This is a genomic window from Ideonella sp. (genome assembly GCF_041287625.1).
Lineage (GTDB): Bacteria > Pseudomonadota > Gammaproteobacteria > Burkholderiales > Burkholderiaceae_C > Ideonella.
On record NZ_JBGGNH010000033.1, the window covers coordinates 103,992 to 123,081 of the forward strand.

At 68.2% G+C, this 19,090-nt stretch carries 18 protein-coding genes; 8 read left to right on the forward strand and 10 right to left on the reverse strand.

The features are described 5' to 3' along the window. The first annotated feature begins 244 nt into the window (after positions 1 to 244). Together ACAH41_RS13660 and ACAH41_RS13665 are read left to right on the forward strand one after the other, a co-directional pair. Positions 245 to 763 carry a MaoC family dehydratase gene (locus tag ACAH41_RS13660; RefSeq protein WP_325652580.1) on the forward strand — a complete coding sequence of 173 codons (519 nt, stop codon included), beginning with the start codon at positions 245 to 247 and terminating at the stop codon, positions 761 to 763. Further along, positions 760 to 1,824 carry a cache domain-containing protein gene (locus ACAH41_RS13665; RefSeq protein WP_325652579.1) on the forward strand — a complete coding sequence of 355 codons (1,065 nt, stop codon included), beginning with the start codon at positions 760 to 762 and terminating at the stop codon, positions 1,822 to 1,824. Before ACAH41_RS13660 ends, ACAH41_RS13665 begins: the two co-directional genes overlap by 4 nt. Before the next feature lie 31 nt (positions 1,825 to 1,855). Here the strand turns inward: ACAH41_RS13665 and ACAH41_RS13670 are convergent, their stop codons facing one another. The 9 genes from ACAH41_RS13670 to ACAH41_RS13710 all read right to left on the reverse strand — a co-directional run bounded on the left by ACAH41_RS13670 (position 1,856) and on the right by ACAH41_RS13710 (position 12,412). Next, positions 1,856 to 3,922 (reverse strand): M13 family metallopeptidase, encoded by a 2,067-nt coding sequence (locus ACAH41_RS13670; protein WP_325652578.1) that lies wholly within the window; start codon positions 3,920 to 3,922, stop codon positions 1,856 to 1,858. 86 nt (positions 3,923 to 4,008) lie between these two features. Then, positions 4,009 to 5,304: an SAM-dependent methyltransferase gene (locus ACAH41_RS13675; protein ID WP_325652576.1), complete on the reverse strand. Its 1,296-nt coding sequence runs from the start codon at positions 5,302 to 5,304 to the stop codon at positions 4,009 to 4,011. Positions 5,305 to 5,346: 42 nt separating this feature from the next. Beyond that, the gene (locus ACAH41_RS13680) at positions 5,347 to 5,736 is read right to left on the reverse strand and encodes a nuclear transport factor 2 family protein (protein ID WP_325652574.1); all 390 of its coding nucleotides are present in this window, start codon (positions 5,734 to 5,736) and stop codon (positions 5,347 to 5,349) included. Between the two features lie 41 nt (positions 5,737 to 5,777). After that, positions 5,778 to 6,203 carry a VOC family protein gene (locus tag ACAH41_RS13685; RefSeq protein ID WP_325652572.1) on the reverse strand — a complete coding sequence of 142 codons (426 nt, stop codon included), beginning with the start codon at positions 6,201 to 6,203 and terminating at the stop codon, positions 5,778 to 5,780. Positions 6,204 to 6,402: 199 nt separating this feature from the next. Beyond that, a complete protein-coding gene (locus tag ACAH41_RS13690; protein WP_325652570.1) occupies positions 6,403 to 6,906 on the reverse strand; it encodes a cupin domain-containing protein in 504 nt (167 codons plus the stop codon). Positions 6,907 to 6,918: 12 nt separating this feature from the next. Beyond that, positions 6,919 to 7,434 carry a hypothetical protein gene (locus ACAH41_RS13695; RefSeq protein WP_325652568.1) on the reverse strand — a complete coding sequence of 172 codons (516 nt, stop codon included), beginning with the start codon at positions 7,432 to 7,434 and terminating at the stop codon, positions 6,919 to 6,921. Positions 7,435 to 7,532: 98 nt separating this feature from the next. Beyond that, positions 7,533 to 8,036 carry a DinB family protein gene (locus ACAH41_RS13700; RefSeq protein WP_325652566.1) on the reverse strand — a complete coding sequence of 168 codons (504 nt, stop codon included), beginning with the start codon at positions 8,034 to 8,036 and terminating at the stop codon, positions 7,533 to 7,535. Positions 8,037 to 8,105: 69 nt separating this feature from the next. Beyond that, positions 8,106 to 11,186 (reverse strand): efflux RND transporter permease subunit, encoded by a 3,081-nt coding sequence (locus ACAH41_RS13705; protein ID WP_325652564.1) that lies wholly within the window; start codon positions 11,184 to 11,186, stop codon positions 8,106 to 8,108. A 2-nt stretch (positions 11,187 to 11,188) separates the two neighbouring features. Next, on the reverse strand, positions 11,189 to 12,412 hold the full coding sequence (locus ACAH41_RS13710) for an efflux RND transporter periplasmic adaptor subunit (RefSeq protein WP_325652562.1): 1,224 nt from the start codon (positions 12,410 to 12,412) through the stop codon (positions 11,189 to 11,191). Positions 12,413 to 12,715: 303 nt separating this feature from the next. On the opposite strand from ACAH41_RS13710, the gene ACAH41_RS13715 reads away from it, so the two are divergent. The 4 genes from ACAH41_RS13715 to ACAH41_RS13730 all read left to right on the forward strand — a co-directional run bounded on the left by ACAH41_RS13715 (position 12,716) and on the right by ACAH41_RS13730 (position 16,833). Beyond that, positions 12,716 to 13,882: a patatin-like phospholipase family protein gene (locus tag ACAH41_RS13715; RefSeq protein ID WP_325652560.1), complete on the forward strand. Its 1,167-nt coding sequence runs from the start codon at positions 12,716 to 12,718 to the stop codon at positions 13,880 to 13,882. Between the two features lie 77 nt (positions 13,883 to 13,959). After that, positions 13,960 to 14,715, forward strand: coding sequence for a DUF3108 domain-containing protein (locus ACAH41_RS13720; RefSeq protein WP_325652558.1), 756 nt, complete (start codon positions 13,960 to 13,962; stop codon positions 14,713 to 14,715). 458 nt (positions 14,716 to 15,173) lie between these two features. Continuing rightward, a complete protein-coding gene (locus ACAH41_RS13725) occupies positions 15,174 to 16,172 on the forward strand; it encodes a pseudouridine synthase (protein WP_325652556.1) in 999 nt (332 codons plus the stop codon). 190 nt (positions 16,173 to 16,362) lie between these two features. Then, positions 16,363 to 16,833, forward strand: a complete 471-nt coding sequence (locus tag ACAH41_RS13730; RefSeq protein WP_325652554.1) for a hypothetical protein — start codon at positions 16,363 to 16,365, stop codon at positions 16,831 to 16,833. Positions 16,834 to 16,857: 24 nt separating this feature from the next. Here ACAH41_RS13730 and ACAH41_RS13735 read toward each other — a convergent pair whose 3' ends face one another. After that, positions 16,858 to 17,886 carry a LacI family DNA-binding transcriptional regulator gene (locus ACAH41_RS13735; protein ID WP_325652552.1) on the reverse strand — a complete coding sequence of 343 codons (1,029 nt, stop codon included), beginning with the start codon at positions 17,884 to 17,886 and terminating at the stop codon, positions 16,858 to 16,860. A 165-nt stretch (positions 17,887 to 18,051) separates the two neighbouring features. Here ACAH41_RS13735 and ACAH41_RS13740 point away from each other — a divergent pair, with 165 nt between their 5' ends. Both ACAH41_RS13740 and ACAH41_RS13745 read left to right on the forward strand, forming a co-directional pair. Next, the gene (locus ACAH41_RS13740) at positions 18,052 to 18,579 is read left to right on the forward strand and encodes a gluconokinase (protein ID WP_325652550.1); all 528 of its coding nucleotides are present in this window, start codon (positions 18,052 to 18,054) and stop codon (positions 18,577 to 18,579) included. Next, positions 18,576 to 19,085, forward strand: a complete 510-nt coding sequence (locus tag ACAH41_RS13745) for a TRAP transporter small permease subunit (protein WP_325652548.1) — start codon at positions 18,576 to 18,578, stop codon at positions 19,083 to 19,085. The genes ACAH41_RS13740 and ACAH41_RS13745 overlap by 4 nt, the downstream gene beginning before the upstream one ends. The last annotated feature ends 5 nt before the right edge of the window (positions 19,086 to 19,090 follow it).

Sequence of the window (19,090 nt, forward strand, 5' to 3'; positions counted from 1 at the left end):
GGCTGGCCTGCACCCAAGGCACATCACCCCCACGCCGCGGCCCGGCACACGAGCCCAGGACGCGGATCATAGTCGCAAGTGCGAGGCTTGCCCGGTTGCAGCCCTGCACGCCGCCGGGGCTGCAACCGGGCAAGCGGCCGGCTCCACCGCTGGCGCCCCAAGCAGCCGTGGCTGCAATCGCCCCGCATTCTGGCTATGCTGCACCTTTGCCTTTCATGCCACGCGCCGCCCGCGCCAGCGCCCGATGTCTCCAACCGCTGCCCCGCTGCCCCCTGCGTCATCTGCGTCCGCCACCGTCAGCACCGACGCCGGCTCACTGCTGTACTGGGACGACTTCCACCCCGGCGACCGCCAGGCTTACGGCCCGATGAAGGTCACCCGCGAAGCCATCATCGACTTCGCCAGCCAGTGGGACCCGCAGCCTTTCCACCTGGACGACGCTGCCGCGGAAGCCTCGCTGTTCGGCCGCCTGGCCGCCAGCGGCTGGCACACCGCGGCCATGTCGATGCGCATGGTCTGTGACGCGCTGCTGCTGCGCGCCGCCAGCCTCGGCAGTCCCGGCCTGGAACAGCTGCGCTGGCACCAGCCGGTTTACGTGGGCGACGTGTTGAGCGGCCACTTCGTGGTGCTGGACCGGCGACGCAGCGCCAGCCGGCCCGGTGTGGGTTTGATGAAGTCGCGCTGGGAAACCGTGCAGCAGGACGGGGCGCTGGTGCTCACGCTGGAGAGTTGGGCCATGTTCCGCTGCCGGCCCGCCGCATGACGCGCCGCCCGCGCACCAGCACTGCCGTCGCCTGGGGCTTTGGCCTGCTGCTCGTGCTGGCCTGGGCCGCCGGCCTGCTGCTGCTGGCACACCAGCGCGACCAGGCGCTGCAGGCCGAACAGCAGCACAACGCGGAACTCGCCGCACAGCTGCAGGCCCGCACCGGCCAGGTCATCGCCAGCTCGGACCTGGCCATGCGGCAGATCCGCGACGCGCTGCGAGCCGGCACGCCGCCGGACCTGGTGCGGCTCGCCGCGGCCAGCGGCCTCGGCAAGGCATTGGTGCAGCTTTCCCTGGTCGGGCCGGACGGCCGTTTCGTCGGCAGCAGCCTGGATCCGGGCGGCGAGCAGACCGGGCCGATCGACCTCAACGAGCGCGAGCACATCCAGGCCGTGCTGCACCCACCCGCAGGCGGCAATGCCAATGCGATCTTCATCGGCAAGCCGGTACTGGGCAAGGTCTCTCAGCGCTGGACGATCCAGCTCTCGCGCCGCCTGGCTGCGGAAGACGGCCGCACGCTGGGCGTGGCCGTGGCCTCGCTGGACCCCGTTCAGTTCGAGTCGTTCTATCGCACCGTGCCGCTGGGCATGCTGGGCAGCGTGGCGCTGGTCGGCCCGGACCGGCGCGTGCGTGCCCGCGTGCTCGGCGGTACCAGCCAGGGCATGGGCAGTGACCTGCCAGCCGACCACCCACTGGTCACCGCAGGCTGGCCGCCCAGCGGCAGCGGCGTGCAAGCCCACGAAGGTGCGGACGACGCGACGGACGCCCACATCGTGGCCTTCGCGCAGGTGGGCAGCTACCCGCTGCACGTGGTGGTGTCCACCGCCTCGACAGAAGCCTTTGCCGAGTGGCACAGCCAGCGCAACCTGCTGCTGCTGGCGGGCACCCTGGGCACGCTGATGCTGCTGCTCGCCGCCAGCATCACGACACGCCGGCTGCGCGAGCGCGAACAGGCGCACGGCGAAAACGCCGAGGCGGCTTACCCGGCGACAGAAGTCACCACCGAAATCAGCACCGAGCCGATGCCGGACGGCGCCGAGCCGCCCTCGGCCAGGGACTGACGGCCAGGGCCCTGCGCCCTGGCCCGCCGCCTCACCAGATGCGGATGCGCTGGTCCACCGGCTTGAACATCTTGTCGCCCGGCTTGGTGCCGAAGGCCGAATGGAAGCCGTCGTGGTTGGCGACCGTGCCGTTGGCGCGGAATTCATCCGGCGAGTGCGGGTCGGCCGTCAAGAGGCGCAGCGCGAGTTCCTCGCGGCGCTGGGCGCGCCAGGCGTGCGCAAAGGCATAGAAGAAGCGCTGCTCGCCGGTCAGCCCGGCGATCACCGGCGCCGGCTGGCCGTTCAGTGAAGTCTTCCAGGCCTTGTAGGCGATCTGCAGGCCGGACAGGTCGGCAATGTTCTCGCCCAGCGTCAGCTGGCCGTTGACCTTGTGGCCCGGCAGGCCCTCGTAGCCGCTGTACTGCGCGACTAGCCTGGCGCCCAGTGCGGCAAAGGCCTTGCTGTCGGCGGGTGTCCACCAGTTGCGCAACCGCCCGTCGCCGTCGTATTGCGCGCCCTGGTCGTCGAAGCCGTGGCTGATCTCGTGGCCGATGATGGCCCCGATCGCGCCGTAGTTGGCCGCGTCGTCGGCAGCCATGTCGAAGAACGGCGGCTCCAGAATCGCGGCCGGGAAGACGATCTCGTTCAGGCTCGGGTTGTAGTAGGCGTTGACGGTCTGCGGCGTCAGGCCCCACTCGCCGCGGTCCACCGGCTGGCCCAGCTTGGCGGCCACGCGTTCATGCTCGAAACGGCCGGCGCGCAGCGCGTTGCCCAGCGCGTCGCCGTCCTTCACTTCCAGCTTGGCGTAGTCGCGCCAACGGTCCGGGTAGCCGATCTTGGTCATGTACTTGCCGAGCTTCTCGCGCGCCTTCTGGCGCGTGATCGGGCTCATCCACTGCAGTCCGTCGATCGAGCGGCCGAACTCGGCCAGCAGGTTGTTCACCAGCTGCTGCATGCGGGCCTTGTGGTCCGCCGGGAAAAAGCGCGCCACATAGACTTGGCCCACGGCTTCGCCGAGGGCGCCGTCCAGCGCGTCGGTCGCCTGCTGCCAGCGCGGCGGCTCGCTCTGGCGGCCTTGCAGCGCCTTGTAGCGGAAGTCGAAACGCGCCTCGCGCCACGGCTGGCTCAGCAGGTTGCCCTGGCTGTCCATCAGCCGCGCCTGCAGGTAGAGCTTCCAGGTCGCCACCGGCACGTCGTGCACCGCCTTGGCCAGGTCGCGCACATAGCTGGGCTGCGACACGTTCAGCCGCGCCAGGCCGGGCATCGCCGCGGCCTTGAAGTAGCCAGCCCAATCCAGGCCCGGCGCGCTCTTGGCGAGTGCCGCCAGCGTCATCGGGTTCCAGGTCTTCTGCGGATCACGGTTGGCCACCTCGGTCCACTGCGCCTTGGCCAGCCGGGTTTCCAGCCCCATCACCAGCGCCGCGTTGCGCGAGGCCTGGGTTTCATTGGTACCGGCCAACGTGAACAGCTTGACCAGGTAGGCCATGTAGGCGCCGCGCGCCTTCAGCATGCGCGGGTCGCTGGCCAGGTAGTACTCCCGGTTGGGCAGGCCCAGGCCGGACTGCCAGGCCAGCGCCAGGTTCACGTCCGGTGCCTGCTGGTCCGGCTGCACGTCCACGGCCAGCGGCAGCGTGGTCAGGCCATGCAGGCTGCCCATCAGCACGGCCACATCGCCGCTGCTGCGCGCCGCGGCGATCTTGTCCAGCCAGGGCTGCAGCGGCGCGAGGCCGGCCTTGTCCATGGCCGCGGTGTCGAGGAAGCTGCGGTAATAGTCGCCAATCTTCTGCTCGACGCTGCCAGCCGCGTGGCTGCCCTTGGCCAGTTCCTCCACCACCTCGCGCACCCGCGCATCGGCCCGGTCGCCCACGATGTCGAAGTTGCCGTAAGTGGACTTGTCCGCCGGGATCTGCGTGGTCTTCAGCCACTCGCCGTTGGCCGCGCGGAACAGGTCGTCCTGCACGCGGACCGATGGGTCTTCGCCGCTGCGGTCGAAGCCCGGCGCGGAAGCCGATGCCGCAGGCGGTGTGGCCGCCGTCGCGGCGGTCTGGGCGGAGGCTGTCAGGCCCGAAAAGGACAGCGTGGCCGCTGCGGCCAGCGCGAGTGCAGAGTACTTCAGCAAGATCGTGATTCCTGAACGGGATGGGTTCGTCGGACGGCCCCCGGGCTGGGTATCCCGGCGCCGGGCCGCAGGCTATCACGCGGGGCTCAACCCACTGTCACCACGTCCTGGGGGGTGCCCGCGGTGGCCACCAGCATGGTTTCCAGGCAGTGCTCGCGCACGCCATAAAAGGCCTTCAGCTCGGCCACCTGCCGGCGCGCCGCGGCGCGCCGTGCGTCCTCGGCCGGCCCGCTGTCCTGGCGCCGCGCGGCGAGGATCATCTTGTTCTTGCTGGTGTGCTCGAGCGCGACGAACTCGAACACCTGCGCGTCATAGCCCTCTGCTTCGAGCAGCAGCGCGCGCAGGCTGTCGGTCACCATCTCGGCCTGCTGGCCCAGGTGGATGCCGTGCTGCAGCATCGGCCTGAGCAGCGGCGGCAGCGCCATCTGCGGGCGGATCTGCTTGTGGCAGCAGGGCGAGCTGAGGATCAGCGCGGCGCCGGCGCGGATGCCGGTGTGCAGCGCGAAGTCGGTCGCGGTGTCGCAGGCGTGCAGCGCGATCATCACGTCCAGCTGCTCGGGCACATGGCTGCGCACGTCGCCGCAGAGGAACTGCAGGCCGTGCATCCCGCGCCGCTGCGCCGCGGCATTGCACAGGTCCACCATGTCCGGCCGCAGCTCCACGCCGGTCACCTCGGCCTGCAGCCCGCGGCCGTGCGCCAGGTGCTGATGCGTCGCAAAGGTCAGGTAGCCCTTGCCGGCACCGAAATCCACCACGCGGACGCGGCCAGGCTGGTGCAGCGCCACGCCGTCCAGCGCGTGATCCAGCACCTCGACGAACTTGTTGATCTGCTTCCACTTGCGCGCCATCGCCGGCACCAGCCGGGCCTGCGCATCGGTCACGCCCAGGTCCTGCAGGAAGGGCAGTTCCAGCGCCAGGTAGCGCTGTTTCTCGCGCGCATGGCCGGTGGCCTCGGCGGCTTCTGCCGGTGCCGCCAGCGAGCGCCGCGTCAGGCCCATCTTGCCGCGCTTGCTGACCATCAGCTGCCACTCGTCGGTGGTCGTGAACAGCAGCGCGTGGAAGAAGCGGCTGCCCAGCAGTTCATCGACCTGCTTCAGGCCTTCGGCGACCGTCGGGTTCTTGGTGATGTCCTTGGTCTGGTGGTGCCACAGCAGGCTCAGGCAGGCCTCGCCGCGCAGCGCCAGCGGGCGGGCGGTCACGCGTTGCAGGTCGCCTGCGTTGCGCGGCTTGCTCAGCACCAGCTTGCTCAGCGTTTGCTGTGCCAGGCTGTCGGCCAGCAGCTGCAGGAAACGCTCGCGGCGCGCCAGGTCGGCCAGTGCGGCGGGTTCGTCGCGCAAGGTGTCGCCAGCCGCGGTCTCAGCGGCTTCGGGAATCGGGTTCATGCCCGGATTGTCCGCCGGCTGCCGAAATCCGGGCGGGCGGGGTCAATAGCGCGTCACCTGCGCCGACGCTCGCGGCGGCGGCTCGTAGGGCTCGGGCCAGTGGTCGGTCACGCGGGTGATCTTGCCATCCTGCACCTCGAAGAAGGTGATGCCGGTCATCTGCGCCGCCTGCGGGTTGTCGCGCTCGGTCAGGAAGTTCAGCACCGTGACGGCCTGGCCAGCCTCGGCGATCACCTGCTGCACATCCGCCCGCCAGTCGCCCGGCCAGGTGCGGAAGAAGTCCAGGTAGCCGGCCGCGCCGCGCACCTGCTCGCGCGTCTGCGGGACCCGGTAGACAAGGTCGTCGGCCAGCAGTTCGGCAAACGCGGTCCAGTCGCGGTCGTTGGCGGCCTGCCAGTGGCGCAGCACCAGCGCCTTGCAGCTTGACGTCAATGTGGTCTCCTGAGAACGTGGGGATGAGGCCAGCGTGGCATTCAGGGCGCCACTGCGCTGACCACCACCGAAGGCGCCGAGCGCACGTTGGGCCCGTGGAACACGGCCTCGATGTTGTTGCCGTCCGGGTCCAGCACAAAGGCCGCGTAGTAGCCCGGGTGGTAGTGGCGCTCGCCCGGACCGCCATGGTCGGTGCCGCCAGCGGCCAGCGCCGCCTGGTGAAAGGCCTGCACCATCACCGGATCGGCCGCCTGGAAGGCCAGGTGGACGTGCGAAACAGGGCCACCCGCGTCGCGCCGGTCCACCCAGAGCTCATCGGCCGAAAAGTGATCGGCCGCCTCGTTCAGCACCTCGGCACGGCCCAGGGCCGTGAATACCGCGCGGTAAAAGCGCTTGCTGGCATCCAGGTCGGCCACGCGCAGGTGCAGATGGTCGATCAGTCGGCCCACGTGGAATTGCTGGGGCATGGCGGTCTCCTTGGTTGGCGGTGCAGGACGGTGCGATCAGTCTGCCTCGGGATCGGCCGGCAGCTGATCAAGACCCTGCCCTCAGCTCATGCGGTGGCGAAAGAAGGCGTTCGACTCGCGCTCCCGCAGGCCCTGCAAAAGCCCCGGCTGGCCCCGGTCGGCGCCTGGTACCAGCGCAGCACGTGCAGCGGCAGGCCGCTCATTCGCGCGAAGCGGGCTGGTCCGGCAGGCCGTCATGCGGGCCCAGTTCGCGCGGTGGCACGTCGCTCCACCAGACCTCGGGCTTCAGGTCCACCTTGCGGGTGGGATTGAGCGGATAGTGGATGCGGCTGCCCGGCCGCTGCGTCTCGCCGCCCACCAGCAGCAGCGCTTCCTTGTCGCCGTTGTTGAGGAAGCAATGGCTGATGCCGGTGCCGACCGGAAACGCCGCCAGGTCGCCAGCGACCATGCGGTGCAGGTGTCCGTCGATCCAGGCGTCCACCTGCCCCGAGATCACATAGACGAACTCCTCCTCGTTTTCTTCCGCGTGCGGCCACGAAGAGCGCGTGCCCGGCGGCAAACGCTGCAGGTTCACGCCCACACGCTGCAACCCGGCGGCTTTGCCCAGGCTGCGCACGGGGCCCAGGGCCTCGGTGCTCTGCGGGTAGACGTGGGTGTACTCGGCAATGTCGGCAGCTGAGACGATGAAGGCAGGCCGTTCCATGAGCGTCTCCAGTCAGCCGGCGACGATCGCCGGTGCGCAGGCCCTGGCCGCCATCAAGCCTTTCAGGAAGGCCCGGCGCACGGTGCCAGCGGCAATGGCCGCCTCGACCTGTTTCGAATATCGCTCTGCGCCCGTGAGCTTGCGCACCCAGCCGCGGAACGGGACCAGGCCTTCGGTGGTGCTGCGCAGGGCGCCAAAAGCCGCCCCCTTGACCTCGTCGGTCCCGCGCGCCACCAGGCCGGTGTCCGCCACACCAGGCGGCGCGTCCAGGTCGGGGCCGAGCACCTCGTCCAGTTCCTTCACCTCGAAGGCCAGCGAGCCACAGCTGTGGCCAGTGGGCACCAGGTAAGGCAGCTTCTGGACAGCCAGCAGCTTGGGCGGAATCTCAGCCTGCACCAGGTTCAGGTCATTCAGCGGCGCGGTCACGGCGTTGGTGGCTCGCGTCGAATCGGTGCTGGCGCAGCCGGCGAGCAAGGCATTGGCCAGCATCAGTGCGGCGCATGCTGTGCGGGTTTTCTGGTGGTTCAAGTCCTGGCCCTCCCTGGGCGACAGCAAAGTGCTGCCCGCGGACTCGCGGGCATGGCTTTCACTTCGAAGCCGATTCTGGCAGCCCTGCCCCGGCCCACCTACGCCTGCCTGCGCGCGGGCTCGCGAAGGTGCAGGAACTTGGTCAGCAGGTCGCGCGGCGGTGCCACCGAAATGTCCTTGAGCAGCTGGCCCACGTTGCCGCGGTGATAGGCGCCGTGCGTGATGACATGCACCAGCATCTCCTCGCGGCTCATCGTGCCACCGTCTCCGTCGGTGAAGCGGAACGACACCGGCTCGGCGAGTTGCTCTGGCGACACCTTGGCGACAAAACGCCCGAACCAGCCGTCGGTCTCGGCCACCGCGAATTGCAGCGCGCCGAGCTCCGGCGTGGCCTCGGTGTTGGTGGCCGTGAAGCCGTGCGGCTCGCCTTGCAGGTGGGCCTGGAAGATCTGGTCCACCACGTGGATGTGGTTCAGCGTGCGGATCGCCGAGTGCAACGCTTGCGCATGCTGCTCGGCGTCCACGGCGGACAGCGCGTTGAACAACTCGTTGTTCGCCCAGGACTTCTGGGCGAACAGGGACTGCAGCGTGGTGGCGGTCATGGCGTGGCGGAGGGCTGTGCAGGTGACCCGATGATCATATCGGGCCGGACTCGCCCGCCCACGCCAAGCTCACACCAGCGAGTTCTCGATCTTCACCTCGGTCGTGATCGGCCCCTTGCCGGCCCAGCGGTCCAGCGCCAGGTAGATCACCGGCGTGATGTACAGCGTGACGGCCTGGCTCAGCACCAAGCCACCGACCACGGCCAGGCCCAGCGGCTGGCGCAACTCGGCGCCGGCACCCCAGCCCAGTGCGATCGGCAGCGCCCCCATGATGGCGGCCAAGGTGGTCATCATGATGGGCCGCAGCCGCAACATCGCGGCCTGGCGGATGGCCTCGGGCGGCGTCATGCCCTGGTGGCGCTGCGCGTCCAGCGCGAAGTCGATCATCATGATCGCGTTTTTCTTGACGATGCCGATCAGCATCAGGATGCCGATGGTGGCGATCAGCGTCAGGTCCTGGCCGAAGAACTGCAGCGTGAGCAGCGCGCCGATGGCCGCCGACGGCAGGCCTGCGAGGATGGTCAGCGGGTGGATGTAGCTCTCGTACAGCACGCCCAGCAGCACGTAGATCACCAGCAGCGCGGCAATGATCAGGATGGCCTGGCCGCCTTGCGAGCTCTGGAACACGGCCGCGTCACCGCCGTAGGTGCCGATCAGCGTGGGCGGCAGGTGCAGTTCCTGCGTGACCTGCGTGATGCGCTTGGTCGCGTCGCCCAGCGGCATGCCGGGTGCCAGGTTGAACGAGATCGTCACCGCCTGCAGCTGGCCCTGGTGGTTGACCGCCGTGGGGCCGAGGTCCCGCTTGACGGTGGCGACCGCGGACAGCGGCACCAGGCCACCCGTCTTGCTGCGCAGCCGGATCTTGTCGAACGCATCCTCGAAGCGCCGGTCGCGGTCCTCGGCTTCCATGATCACGCTGAAGCTGTTGGCTGGCCCGTAGATGGTGGAAACCTGGCGTTCGCCGAAGGCGTTGTAAAGCGCGCTGCGGACGTCGGCGATCTGCACACCGAGCAGGTTGGCCTTGTCGCGGTCGATGTCCAGCGAGGCCTGCAGGCCGCGGTTCTGCGCGTCCGAGGTGACGTCGAGGAAGCCCTCTTCGTTGCGCAGCCGTTCCTGCAGCTTGGCGGCCCATTCGGTCAGTGCATCGGCACTGACGCTTTGCAGCGTGTACTGGTAGCGCGCCTTGCTCTGCCGCCCGCCGAGCTGCAGGTTCTGCACGGGCTGCATGAAGACCTGGATGCCGGCCACGTTTCGAACCTTCTTGCGCAGGTTCTCCACCACTTGCTGCATGGCGGGCCGCTCGCTGCGGGGCTTGAGGTTGATGAACATGCGCCCGGAGTTGCCGCCGCTCATGAAGGACGACACCGTGGCAATGGCCGGATCGGCTCGGAAGATCGCCACCACCTGGGCCTGCAGCCCCATCATCGCCTCGAACGAAATGTCTTCGGAGGCTTCGGTGGACACCCGCATCTGGCCAATGTCTTCCTCGGGGAAAAAGCCTTTGGGCATGACGGCGAACATGTACAGCGTGAGCAGCAGCGAGCCCAGCGCGACGCCACCCATCAGCCAGCGGTGGTCCAGCGCCCAGTCCAGCGTGCGGCCGTAGAAGTTCTGCAGTGCAGTGAAACCACGCTCGAAGGCGCGGCCCATCGGGCCTTCTTCGTGGTGTTCCTCGTGCTTGAGGTAGCGGCTGCACAGCATCGGCACCAGCGTCAGCGAAACCCCCGCTGAAACCAGGATGGACAGCCCCACCACGACCGCGAATTCGTGGAACAGCAGGCCGATCACGCCGGGCATGAAGAAGATGGGAATGAGCACCGCCACCAGCGAGACCGAGATCGACAGGATGGTGAAACTCATCTCTCGCGCGCCGCGGATCGCCGCAGCAAACGGCGCCATGCCGTCTTCGACGTGGCGCACGATGTTCTCCAGCATCACGATCGCATCGTCCACCACCAGGCCCACCGCCAGCGTGATGCCCAGCAGCGAGATGTTGTCCAGGCTGTAGCCCAGCGCCTGCAGCAGGGCCACGGCACCGATCAGCGAGACCGGCAGCGACAGGGCCGGGATGACCGTGGCCGAAAGCCGGCGCAGGAACACGAAGATCACCAGCACCACCAGCACGACGGTCAGCGCCAGCGTGAGGTAGACGTCATGCACGGCTTCGCGGATGGACCGCGCGCGGTCATTCACCGGCGTCATCTTGACCGAGGCGGGCAGCTGGGACTCGAAGCGCGGCAGCAGTGCGAGCACGCGGTCAACCACCTGCACCGTGTTGGCATCCGGCTGGCGCTGGACCGCCAGTGTGATGGAAGGCTCGCCGTTCAGCTCGGCATAGCTCTTGACGGTTTCCACGCTGTCCTGCACCTGGGCCACGTCCGACAAGCGCACCGGCAAGCCGGCCTTGGTGGCGACGATCACGTCGCGCCAGGCCTTCGCATCCATCAGCTGCCGGCTGGCCTGCACGGTGAGCGTCTGGCGCGGGCCTTCCAGCGTGCCCACGGGGGTATTGGCATTGGCAGCGGCGAGCGTGGTGCGCAGCTCGTCCATCGTCAGGTCGCGGCTGGCCAGGCGGTCCAGGTTCACCTCGATGCGCACTGCGTAGCGGCGCTGGCCAAAGATCGACACCTGGGCCACACCTTCGATCGTCGACAGGCTGGGCGAGATCAGGTTCTCGGCAAAGTCGTTCAGGTCGCTCAGGCTGAGCGAAGGCGAGGTCAGCACCACGAACAGCACCGGCGCATCGGCCGGATTGACCTTGCGGTAGCTGGGCGGCGTGGTCATCTCGGTTGGCAGGCTGCGCTGGGCGCGGAACAGCGCGGCCTGCACGTCCAGCGCAGCCGCGTCGATCGGCCGCGAGGCGTCGAACTCCAGCGTCAGCGAGGTGCTGCCCAGCGAGCTGGACGAGCTGATCACCGACAGGCCGGCAATCGTCGAGAACTGCTTTTCCAGCGGCAAGGCTACCGAGCTGGCCATGGTCTCGGGCGAAGCGCCCGGCAGGTTGGCATTGACGTTGATGACCGGTGTGTCATAGCTGGGCAGTGCGGCCACCGGGATCTTGTTCAGCGCAATCACCCCGGCCAGCACCACGGCCAGGTTCAGCAGCACCGCCATCACGGGGCGGCGGATGAAGGTCTCGGCGAAGGTCATGTTCAGGCCCCGGAAGCCGGCGCAGAGGCCGGCACAGTGGCATTGCCGGCACCGGAAGCCGCATCGGACGCTGCCCCCGCCTTGGCCGGCGCCGCGATCTTCACAGGCGTGCCCGGCCGCAGGTTCTGCTTGCCTTCCATCACCACCTGGTCGCCCGGCTGGATGCCCTCAACCACCGCGAACTCGCCGCTGGCATAACGCAGCTTCAGGTCGCGCAGCTGGGCCTTGCCATCGGCGTCGACGATGTAGGCTTGGCGGTCCGCGCCGCGCAGGATCAGCGCGGACTGCGGCACCACCGTCACGCCTTTCAGCGTGGCCAGCGTCAGCCGCACGGACACGTACTGGCCGGGCCACAGCAGCTGCCTGGCATTGGCCACCTCGGCCTTCAGCTTGATGGTGCCGCTGGTCGGGTCCACCGTGTTGTCGATGAAGGCCACCTTGGCGTCGATCATCTCGCGCGCAGCCGTCACGGTGGCAGGCCTGACCACCTTCAGCGAAGCGCCGATCACACCGGCACTGCCTTCGCTCAACAGCGCCGGCAGCTGCGCCTCGGGCACCGTGAAGCTCACGCCGATCGGGTCCAGCTGGCTGATGGTGACCAGCGCATCACCGGTCGGCGACACCAGGCTGCCCGGGTGCACCGCAATCGCGCCGGTGCGGCCGGCCATCGGCGCGCGCAGGCTGCCGTAGCCCGCACTGACCTGGGCCCCGCGCACGGCAGCTTCGTCGGACGCCAGCAGCGCCTTCTGCGCGTCGTACTGGGACTGCAGCGTGTCCAGCGCGCCCTGCGAGATGAAGTTCTGCGCCTTCAGCTCCTGATTGCGCTTGAGCTGCCGGCCCAAGTCGGCCAGCGTGGCCCGGTCGTGCAGCACGGTGGCCTGGGCCTTGTCGACATTGGCCTGGTCGCTGCGGTCGTCGAAGGTGAACAGCAGGTCACCCTGCTTGACGAACTGGCCTTCCTTGATCGCCACCCGGCTGACCGTGCTGGAGAGCTGCGGCCGGACCTCGACCGTGGTCAGCGGCACCACGGTGCCCGAAGCATCGAGCGTGACAGGCATGTCGCGCTGCTGCGCGGTGAACACCGTGACTGCCTGTGGCGCCGGGCCGCGGCTGGCTTGCGCTTGTGCGGCCCTGGCGGCGGCGGCCGAATGGGACCGCCACCAGAAAAAGCCGCCGGCTCCCACCGCCACGGCCACCAGCCACCAGACCACGCTTGCTTTTTTCATGCTGCCTGCTTCAAAAACACATCAGGCCGGCCTCCTTGTGAGGAGCCGGCCCTGATCGAGAACTGCTTCAAAACCCAGGGAAAGAGCCAAAACCGGCCCGCCAGTTCCGCGCCGCTGCCACCGTGCATCGCGCAAGCGGTCTGCTTTACAAAACTTGACCGGGCGGGGTGGGATTCAACACCGGGGCCTGCATCTTACAAACTTGGATGACAAACAATCGGTGCCGATCCAATTTTGCAGTGGCCTGGTCTTGCCGCCATACTGGCCCGCAACCTCCCTGCCTGCTTGCCAAAGCACTTCCGCATGAGCTTGCCCGAACCGGTCCGTCCCCTCGCCGCCCTGGGCAACGCATCTCCCGAACCTGCTGCGCCAGCGAAGAAGTCGCCCGCCAAACCTCGCGCCAGCCGCCGCAAGCCGCCACCTGGCCAGACCGCCCGCAAGATCGACCTGGCACTGCAAGGCGGCGGCTCCCACGGCGCCTTCACCTGGGGCGTGCTGGACGCGCTGCTCGAAGACGGCCGCCTGGTGCCCGACGGCATTTCCGGCACCAGCGCTGGCGCGATGAACGCCGCGGTGCTGGCCACCGGCTACGCCCATGGCGGCGCCAACGGCGCGCGCGAGGCCTTGCGCAGCTTCTGGCAGGCCGTCAGCGGCAACCGGGGCTGCATGGGCGCCAGCACGCTGCCCGGCAGCTTCCAGTGGCCGGCCTGGATGTTCAATCCGGCGCTGTGGCCCGGCTACGCCGGTGCCCAGGCCTTTTTGCACCTGTGGAGCCCGGCGCAGTTGAACCCGCTCGGCCTGGACCCGCTGCGCGACATCGTCGCCCGGCATGTGGACTTTCCCGCCATCCAGCGCGGCCCGGTGCGGGTCTACATCACCGCCACCTCGGTGCGCACCGGCCAGCCGCGCATCTTCAAGGGCGCCGAACTCGGCATCGAGGCCTTGATGGCCTCGGCCTGCCTGCCGCAGACCAGCCGCACCGTGCTGGTCGACGGCGAGCCCTACTGGGACGGTGGCTTTGCCGGCAATCCCAGCCTGTGGCCGCTGATCTATGGCACCGTCACCAGCGACCTGCTGCTGGTGCAGATCAACCCGCTGGTGCGCGAAGGCATTCCCGGCACCGCGCTGGAGATCCAGGACCGGCTCAACGAGATCACCTTCAATGCCAGCCTGGTCGCCGAAATGCGCGCCATCGCCTTTGTGCAGCGCCTGGTCGACGAGCGCCGGGTGGACCTGGGCCGCTACAAGGCCTTGCGGCTGCACCGCGTGTCCGACGAAGCGGGCCTCGCCCAGTTCGGCGCCGCCAGCAAGCTCAACAGCGACCCGCGACTGTTGAACCTGCTGTGCGAACTGGGCCGCAAAGCCGCCACAGGCTGGCTGGAGAACCACCTGCAGGACGTGGGCAAGCGCAGTTCGCTGGACCCGCACACCGCCTACCTGGACAAGCGCAACACCCGCGAACCCGGCTGAGCCCGGAACACGGCAGCCGGCTGGCGGTCAACAAGCCAACGGGCACTGCCGTTGTGCCCAGAACGATTGGAGACCTCGTGTCACTGCTTCTGCCCTCTCCCGAAGATTTCTCCAGGCCCGCCACCTCCCGCCGGCAGGCGCTGGGCTGGCTGGCCGCTCTGGCCGGCACAGCCGGCAGCCTGCCAGGCATGGCCGCCACAGGCTCATCCAGCCCTTCCTCGCTGCCGCAGAGCGCCGACCTGCTCTACCAGGTGAGCTGGGGCCCACTGACGCTGGACGCCGAACAGCACTGGCGGCTGGACGGCAAGCGCTACACGCTGAGCACCGAGCTGAAGCTGCCGCTGGCCTTCAAGAACCGCCGCTACGTCAGCCACGGCACCGTCGGTGAAGCCGGGCTGGTGCCCGATCTCTACGAAGACCTGGAGGTGGGCGACCCCAAACCGCGCAACGTGGCCCAGTTCGACCGCGCTGCCGGCCAGCTGCACTACGGCCGGCTGGACAAGCTCAAGACCGCGCCGCTGGAGCCCGGCATGCAGGACATGAACGTGCTGTCCTTCCAGCTGGCCTTCCTGGGCCTGCAGGCGGTTGGCAAGCCCATGCCCGTCACCAACGGCAAAAGCGTCGTCCAGCACCGTTTCAGCCAGGCTGCTGCCACCCCGGTACAGGTCAATGGCAAGACAGTCGAGACGGTGCGGCTGCAAAGCACAGCGGTGGACGGCGACATCGAGGTCTGGCTGGCGCCCAGCCTGGGCAACCTGCCGGTGACGGTGGTACGGGGCCAGGACGGCAAGTCGCTGCGTTTTGTGGCCAGCTCGATCAGCTTCAAACCCTGAGCCGGAAGCCACCCCGCTTTTTCATCCTAAGCGCATTCAGCCCGGCTTGACCGGGCGCCAGCCGCCGGATCTTCGGATCCAGGCGGCTTTTTTTCGTTTTGAGCGAGCGCCCTGGGTGGTCTGATGCCTCCAGGCCTTCTCTAAGCGGCTGTTCGGAACCCAGGGAGGGGCCCGGCCCGTAGAAAAAGGGAGGGGCCTGTTATTCCTCTTGTCTTTCAATCTTTAAATCTGGAAGTCATAGTAGAGGGTGGCTGTTTCTGTGGACAAGCCGGTTTTTCCGTTTGCAATCAATGGCTTGCAGTGGCCAGAACCCTGTGTGGCGGACCCCGGATTGGCCAATGGCTGCTCTACAACAAGATGGACCCGGCTGTCGCATCGGTGGATAACCGGCTGCTTGTTCAAAACTTGTCCACACAGCTGTGCCTTGACCTCTGCTGCAAGTTCGGACAATGGGGGCCATGACCCGTCCCAAGCCCTCCTGGCGGCCCTTGCCACGTGCCGGTGTACCGGCCAGCTGTGTGGCCCTGCCGCATGGCGGCCGCTGGCCCAGCCTGCTGGCCTTCCTGGCCGAACGCCTGCCGGTGCTGGCCGAAGCCGACTGGGCGCGGCGCATGGCGCAAGGCCTGGTACTGGACGGCCAGGGACAGCCGCTGGCGCCGGACACGCCCTTTGTGCCGACCCGCCATGGCCCGGCGGCGCTGGTCTGGTATTGGCGCGAGGTGGCAGACGAGGTCGAGATCCCGTTCGAGGCCGAGCTGCTGTACCGGGACCGACACCTGGTGGTCGTCGACAAGCCGCATTTCCTGCCGATGTCGCCGGTCGGCCGCTACGCCCGCCACACCTTGCTGGCACGGCTGCAGCAGTCGCTGGGGCTGGACAGCCTCACGCCCATCCACCGGCTGGACCGTGAGACGGCCGGCGTGGTGGTCTTTTGTACCGAGCCGGCCACGCGGGCCGCCTACCAGGCGCTGTTTCGCGAACGCGCGGTGCACAAGGTCTACGAAGCGGTGGCGCCGGCAACGGAAACCTTGCGTTTTCCGTTGCTGCGTCGCAGCCGCATCGCCCCGGCGGCGCACCACATGCTGATGCATGAAACCGATGGCGAGCCGAATGCCGAGACCTGCATCGAATGCCTGGGCCGCCTGGTGGGGGATGCCGCGTTGGCCCACTACCGTTTGCGGCCGCTCACCGGCCGTACCCACCAGCTGCGGGTGCACATGAACGCGCTCGGCCTGCCGCTGTTGCATGACACGCTGTACCCGGTGCTGCATGCGGAACCGGCCCCCGGTGAAGCGCCGGATTTCAGCCGGCCCTTGCAATTGCTGGCCCGCGAGCTGGCTTTTGTCGATCCGGTGACCGACCTGTCGCATCACTTTTCCAGCACCAGGCTGCTGGCTGCGGTGGCGGGGCATGCAGTGCAGCGGAACTGTGCACAAGCCCCTGGGTCTGCTGTTTAAGCACCTTGCCGGTGCAAAAAGCCGGGTTTCATTGATCAAACGTCGTGATTTGTCATGTCGTCTCCACAGTAGCCCCACTGACAAACTAGGGCTTGCGGAACAAAATCACTTTCCCGGTAGGTGCTGGCTCAAGCTTGCTGTCTCTTGTGCCGAACAACTTTCTAGGGACCACCGGGGAAGGAGACATCCCATGAGCATGCCCGACAACTCGACCTGGCCCACCACCGCGCTCGCCGTTGCCCAGCCGGTGCGCTGGCGCGCGCTGGCCATGAAGTTGTGCGACCACGCGCCGGTTTCGGGCCGCCGCCGTGCGGCTTTTGATCCGGCCTTCGATCCCGTCTCTCCGCAGTGGGCCTATTTCCTGTGGGCCGATCCGGTGGGCGACCTGCACGAACTCGCGCCGACCGAATGGGGCATCGTCTCTGCCGGTTCGCCCATTGCCGAAATCCGTGCGCTGATCGGCGACCAGACCCCGCTGCACTTTGTCAGCCCCGGCCGGGCCCAGATCAGCACCTTGCTGCGCATGCTGCATGACATTGGCGACGTGCCGGCCTGCCTGCAGCCTGTGCTGGAGCGCCGCATTGCGGCTGCGCTGGCGGCCGAACAGCCGCCGCGCTTCATCGACGTCGCCTTCCACCGCTTCCTGCGCAAGCTCACCTGAGCGGCGAGCGCTTGCGCTTCAGGCTCAGGTGCTCGCCCTGGGCACCAGCGTGAAACCGAGGTCGATGGCAGGCTGTGCCACCGGCTGGCCGCGCATCAAGGCCAGCAGCATGGTTGCCGCCGCCCCGCCAATCTCCCCGCGCGGCGTGCGCACGCTGGTCAAGGGCGGCAGCATCTGGTCGCTGCCGGTCAGGTCGTTGAACCCCGCCACCGCCAATTGCTCAGGCACTTTCACACCCAGCCGCAAGGCCGCCAGCAAGGCGCCTTGCGCCAGGTCGTCGTTGCAGAAGAAGATCGCGTCCACCGCCGGCCGTTGGCCGATGATCTGCTCGAACATGCGGCTGCCCAAGGCGATGGACGAAGGCGCCGGGTTCAACCATTCCAGCGTCGGCTCGTAAAGCCCGGCCTCGGTCAAGGCGTCGCGCCAGCCGGCCAGGCGTTGCAGCGTGCGGGCGTCCAGCTGCGCCGCGGCAAAGGCAATGCGGCGCCGGCCGCGGTCCAGCAAGTGCCGGGTCATCGCCATGCCGGCCGCATGCTGTGAAAAGCCCACGCAGTGCAGTCCCGGTGCCTGCGTGGTTTCCATCAGGTGCACACAGGGCACGCCGCTGCTGGCAATCAGCGCCCGCGTGCCGGCTCGGCGCTCCAGCCCGGTCACCAGCACGCCGGCGGGCCGGTGCAGCAACTGCTCGCGCAACAGTTGTTCCTCTTCCGCCTCGTCGTAGTGCGTCACGCCGATCAGCACCTGGTAGCCGGCCGGGCGCAGCGTGCGCTGCACGGCTTCCAGCAGGTCGACGAACAAGGCATTGCTCAGCAGCGGGATCAGCACCGCCACGTGCGTGCTGTGGCGGGAGGCCAGCGCGCGGGCAGCCGGGTCCGGCATGTAGCCCAGCTTGTCTGCAGCCTCGCGCACACGGGCCACCAGGTCCGGGTCGACCGCGCGCTCGCCGCGCAGCGCGCGCGAGACGGTGATCGGGCTGACGTTGGCGGCCAGCGCCACGTCGTTCAGCGTGACACGGCCGGTGGCGCGGCGACGTTTGGCAGCAGGCAGGTTCATGACGATGTGGGCAGGCTGTGGGCAAAGAATCAGGTCGCACGGTACCGCGCTGCGGGAAAACACGGGGGGCGATCGACGTGCCGTGGTTTTAGGATAGCGCTGTCCATCAGCGAGCAGCTGAACCCATTTTCCCAGGCAAACCAGGCCGAGTTCTTCCACATTCGAATGGACAGCGCTATCTCTTCAAGCAAACTGACCCACGTGGTCGTGATGGGCGTGGCCGGCTGCGGCAAGTCCAGCGTCGGCGCGGCGCTGGCGCAGGCCGAAGGGCTGCCGCTCATCGAAGGCGACGATTTCCACGGCGAGGCCAACCGGGCCAAGATGGCGCAGGGCGTCCCGCTCACCGACGAAGACCGCCAGGGCTGGCTGGACCGGCTGGCCAGGCTTTTGCAACAGCACCCGCAAGGCGTGGTGCTGACCTGTTCGGCGCTCAAAATCGCGTACCGCGAACGGCTGCGTGCGGCCTGCCCGAACCTGGCCTTTGTCTACCTCGAGATTGGCCGCGACGCAGCGCTGGCCCGCGTCGCCAATCGCAGCGCCCATTTTTTCTCGGCCAGCCTGGTCGACAGCCAGTTCGCCACGCTGCAGCCGCCACTGGGCGAAGCGCGGGTGCTGCCGCTGGACGCCACCGCCGAACTGACCCAGTTGCAGCAGCAGGCCAGTGCCTGGCTGCATGCCGGAGCCCTTGCATGAGCCCTGTTGTTTCACCACCGCCTGTTTCCTGGTTCCAGCGCCTGCTGCAGGGCGCCATGGCCGCCTGCCTGGCCGTGATGGCGCTGTCGGTCTTTGTCAACGTCGTGCTGCGCTATGGCTTTGGCAACGGCATCGCGGCCAGCGAAGAGTTGTCGCGCCTGCTGTTCGTCTGGCTGGTCTTCATTGGCGCCACTGCCGCTTACCCGCGCGGCGAGCACATGGCCTTCACCAGCCTGCTGGGCCTGCTGCAACAGCGGCCACGCGCGCTGGCGTTGATGGCGGCGCTGATTCGGCTGCTGGTCGTCTTTGCCTGCGCGCTGCTGGCCTGGGGCGCCTGGCAGCAGGTCAGCGTCGGCTGGGCCAGCCGATCGGTCGTATTGGGGTACCCGAATGCCTTGCTGCCTTTGCCCGCCCTGCTGTGCGCGCTGGCGATTGGCGTGATGGCGCTGGCCGAGCTGCTGCGCAATGCGCCGCTGCACCTGAGCCACGGCGCGGAAGTGGAATGAACGCG

Bases quoted from the DNA above. Each gene is read 5' to 3' on its own strand.
- ACAH41_RS13700 (WP_325652566.1), bottom strand. From the start codon at position 8,036: ATGACCGCCACCACGCTGCAGTCCCTGTTCGCCCAGAAGTCCTGGGCG.
- ACAH41_RS13665 (WP_325652579.1), top strand. From the start codon at position 760: ATGACGCGCCGCCCGCGCACCAGCACTGCCGTCGCCTGGGGCTTTGGC.
- ACAH41_RS13710 (WP_325652562.1), bottom strand. From the start codon at position 12,412: ATGAAAAAAGCAAGCGTGGTCTGGTGGCTGGTGGCCGTGGCGGTGGGA.
- ACAH41_RS13735 (WP_325652552.1), bottom strand. From the start codon at position 17,886: ATGAACCTGCCTGCTGCCAAACGTCGCCGCGCCACCGGCCGTGTCACG.
- ACAH41_RS13685 (WP_325652572.1), bottom strand. From the start codon at position 6,203: ATGCCCCAGCAATTCCACGTGGGCCGACTGATCGACCATCTGCACCTG.
- ACAH41_RS13690 (WP_325652570.1), bottom strand. From the start codon at position 6,906: ATGGAACGGCCTGCCTTCATCGTCTCAGCTGCCGACATTGCCGAGTAC.
- ACAH41_RS13675 (WP_325652576.1), bottom strand. From the start codon at position 5,304: ATGAACCCGATTCCCGAAGCCGCTGAGACCGCGGCTGGCGACACCTTG.
- ACAH41_RS13730 (WP_325652554.1), top strand. From the start codon at position 16,363: ATGAGCATGCCCGACAACTCGACCTGGCCCACCACCGCGCTCGCCGTT.
- ACAH41_RS13725 (WP_325652556.1), top strand. From the start codon at position 15,174: ATGACCCGTCCCAAGCCCTCCTGGCGGCCCTTGCCACGTGCCGGTGTA.
- ACAH41_RS13715 (WP_325652560.1), top strand. From the start codon at position 12,716: ATGAGCTTGCCCGAACCGGTCCGTCCCCTCGCCGCCCTGGGCAACGCA.
- ACAH41_RS13745 (WP_325652548.1), top strand. From the start codon at position 18,576: ATGAGCCCTGTTGTTTCACCACCGCCTGTTTCCTGGTTCCAGCGCCTG.
- ACAH41_RS13705 (WP_325652564.1), bottom strand. From the start codon at position 11,186: ATGACCTTCGCCGAGACCTTCATCCGCCGCCCCGTGATGGCGGTGCTG.
- ACAH41_RS13660 (WP_325652580.1), top strand. From the start codon at position 245: ATGTCTCCAACCGCTGCCCCGCTGCCCCCTGCGTCATCTGCGTCCGCC.
- ACAH41_RS13740 (WP_325652550.1), top strand. From the start codon at position 18,052: ATGGACAGCGCTATCTCTTCAAGCAAACTGACCCACGTGGTCGTGATG.